This is a genomic window from Streptococcus sp. HMSC070B10, assembly GCF_001808665.1.
Classification (GTDB): Bacteria; Bacillota; Bacilli; order Lactobacillales; family Streptococcaceae; genus Streptococcus.
Window position 1 is genome coordinate 472,787 of the sequence record NZ_KV794152.1, and the last position, 3,111, is coordinate 475,897.

At 39.2% G+C, this 3,111-nt stretch carries 3 protein-coding genes; all 3 read right to left on the reverse strand.

Going from position 1 to position 3,111, the window contains the following annotated elements; all coding sequences use genetic code 11:
• Nucleotides 1–277: 277 nt before the first annotated feature.
• Nucleotides 278–712, reverse strand: a complete 435-nt coding sequence (locus HMPREF2613_RS03935; protein ID WP_083279204.1) for a hypothetical protein — start codon at nt 710–712, stop codon at nt 278–280.
• A 173-nt stretch (nt 713–885) separates the two neighbouring features.
• Complete coding sequence (locus HMPREF2613_RS03940; protein ID WP_070479127.1) at nt 886–2,436, reverse strand: ClC family H(+)/Cl(-) exchange transporter; 1,551 nt, start codon at nt 2,434–2,436, stop codon at nt 886–888.
• 16 nt (nt 2,437–2,452) lie between these two features.
• Nucleotides 2,453–3,111, reverse strand: a 659-nt coding sequence (locus tag HMPREF2613_RS03945) for a ribonuclease HII (RefSeq protein WP_070479129.1), incomplete at its 5' end; no start/stop codon positions are given.

The following is a 3,111-nucleotide window of genomic DNA, read 5'->3' on the forward strand; positions in this document are numbered from 1 at the left end:
TACTTTTATAATCCGGTTTGCCGTTGACCATAGGTGCGACTGCTAGTCCATCAAATCCCGTTTTAGGGTCAGACTTAGTCGCAACAACATGGAATTCTTGACCATCTGAGGTGGTTATGGCGTTGATTTCACCTTTTTTTTAACTCGTTATCTGATTTAGTAGTAACAATATTTGTTCGATTTTCTTTACGTTGTACGAACTAAGTATTAACACTGTAAACATTCGGACCTTGATTCAATTTATTAAGTTGTTTATCTGTATACATGTATTTATTCATCATAGGTCCCCTTCTGAACCATTCGAATATTTAACTTTAACTTTTGACTTAGTAGAACCTCGTCTAGAATTTAGAAAATGTTGAAATTCTTCATCTTCGTTATTATATACACCGATCCTAATTTTATTCGAGTTTATATCAAAAGCTAAAACATGTTCCTTAGATGTTCCATCAAAAAATTTTAGTTTCACATCAGCCCCCCAAGCCTCTGAAGGAATTGAGCTGTACGAGGGGTTCGTAATTGTTATCTCCTCAATCCCTTCATATGAATTCTTTAAAGCATTCACCAAACTAACTTCATATTCTCTATTTCGACGCTCTTCTTGGGATTTCCCTAACATAGAAAACATAAAAACACCTCCTGCTGTGATGATTGCGAGTGACACAACGATTAGAAGCCATTTATGACTTTTTTTGATGCCAGTATTACTCATTTAAGCTTTCCTCCTTTTCTCATTATACTATAACCTAGAATAATTTAATCATTTTTTATAATATATTATAATATTTCTAACAAGAAAAAACCGACCTCATTGCTGAGAATCGGTTTTCTAGTGTATTTAATTAAGAAATTCGTTTTTACATAACATAAATTATGTAAAAACTTCTACAATAACAAATCTTTGACTTTCCCAATTTCACTTTTTGGAATAACTAGGTGAATCATATCTCCGAGATACATTCTGGTTGAGCCGTTAACTGTTTGGCTCTTGCCATTATGGACTTGGGTGGTGATGAGTACGTTATGTGGTAAGTTGAGTTCGTGAACTTGTTTTCCTGCTATTTTATCTGAAACAGGGATTTCAATGAGAGTGACTTCTCCTTCATCTGTCGCTTCTTCTGGCAGCATTTTTTCCAACATAGCCTCATAGACTGGTGCACCCTTGAGTAGATCCATGATGATGTAAGCAACCAAGGTGACTAATCCAAGTGGCATGAGGTTTCGAATATCTCCTACCATTTCGGTTACCAGAATCATAGCAGTTAAGGGAGCCTTGGATATTGCTCCAAAATAACCACTCATTCCTAGAATGACAAATATAGGAAACTGCTCTTGACTGACAAGCCCAAGATTGACACAAATAACACCAACTAGGGCTCCAAGTAAGGAACCAAGCGCTAAAATTGGTAGGAAAATTCCTCCTGGAAGGCCACTTCCATAACTAATCATGCTCCAAACAAAGCGAATCAAAAAGTACGCTAATAGAACTTGAAAACTAAAATCTTGCTTAGTCAGGGAAAGAACCAGCTGATTTCCACCACCAAGGATTTGGGGTAAGAAGATTCCGACTGGTATGATGAGAATGAAGGCAAGAATTGGATAATAAGCTCTATCCAAACGGATTTTTTGACCAAGCCAGTCATAAACTCTACCAACATTGAGCACAGCTTTCTCATAGATAAAACCAGATAGTCCAAGAAAAATCCCCATAAGGAGGTAAATCCAATACTGGTCTAGGGTCATGAGTGGGATGTTGTCTGGCATGTCCAGTACGGGTGTTAAGCCAAATATGAGTAGTGAGACAAAGTTTGCTACGAGACTAGCTGCGAGAGTAGATACCCAGAAAAAGCGTGAAAAATGGTGATAAACTTCTTCTACCACAAAGAGAAGTCCTGCAATCGGTGCATTAAAGGCTGCAGCTAGACCAGCGGCAGCTCCACTAGCAATCAAGGAGCGTTCCTCTACTGGACTGGATTTGAGCCACTTGGCAATACCCTTACCACCAACTGCTCCAAGTTGAATGCTTGGTCCTTCACGCCCCAGCATAAGTCCACTTGCAATAGCAAGAATTCCTAAAATGTATTTTTTCCAAAGTACGCCCCACCAGTTGAGGGTCATCAATCCCTTTAATTCGGCTTCAACTTGAGGAATTCCTGAGCCTTTGATATCTTTTTCTGACCGTGTTAATTTCGCACTGAGCCAACAAACTATTAAATAAAATAGACCAATGATAAAAAGATTGCGCACTAGGTGCGCTTGATCTTGATAAAGTCCTTGTATCAGGTGGAAGCCTTTTTCGATTAAGAAACGAAAGGATCCAACGATAATTCCAACGACAAGACCGACGATGATTCCTCGTCCAACTTGGGATAATATAGTACTTGAGGCAAAGGCAAATTCTTTCTTGGAGCTGAGTGTTTCTGACTGTTCCTCCATAATCATTCCTTCTAACTTAACTTTCTTTTTCTCCTAAAACCAGTGATTTAACGGGTTCAAAGCTGGTTCGGTGAATTGGGGTAACTCCTAGTTTTTCAAGTCCTTCTAGGTGTTTAGCTGTTCCATATCCTGCATTAGCAGTAAAGTCATAGCCAGGGAACTGCTGATCGTATTCCTTCATCAATTCATCACGTGTCACCTTGGCTACTATAGAAGCCGCTGCAATTGAAAGGGAATTTGCATCACCCTTGATGATGGAGGTTTGTGAAATTGGCAACTCCAACTTCATGGCATCTATCAAAAGGTGTTCTGGTTGAGGCCTGAGCTGAGAGATTGCTTCCTGCATGGCCAGTTTGGTTGCTTCATAGATATTGACTTGGTCGATGACTCTATTATCCATGATACCAATACCGATTGACAAAGCTTGATTCTGAACGGCTTGGAAAATCTCCAGGTGTTTCTTTTTAGGAATTTTCTTGCTGTCGTTGAGACCTCTAATCTTACAATTTTTAGGTAAGATGACGGCTGCAGCGACTACTGGCCCAGCAAGAGGACCACGGCCGACCTCATCAACACCAGCAATTAAGATCAATCCTTGCTTATAAAGTTCTTTTTCATAGGAAAGCATGGATTCCAAGCGCAAATTTTCATCTAATTCAGCTTGAATGTTTTTTT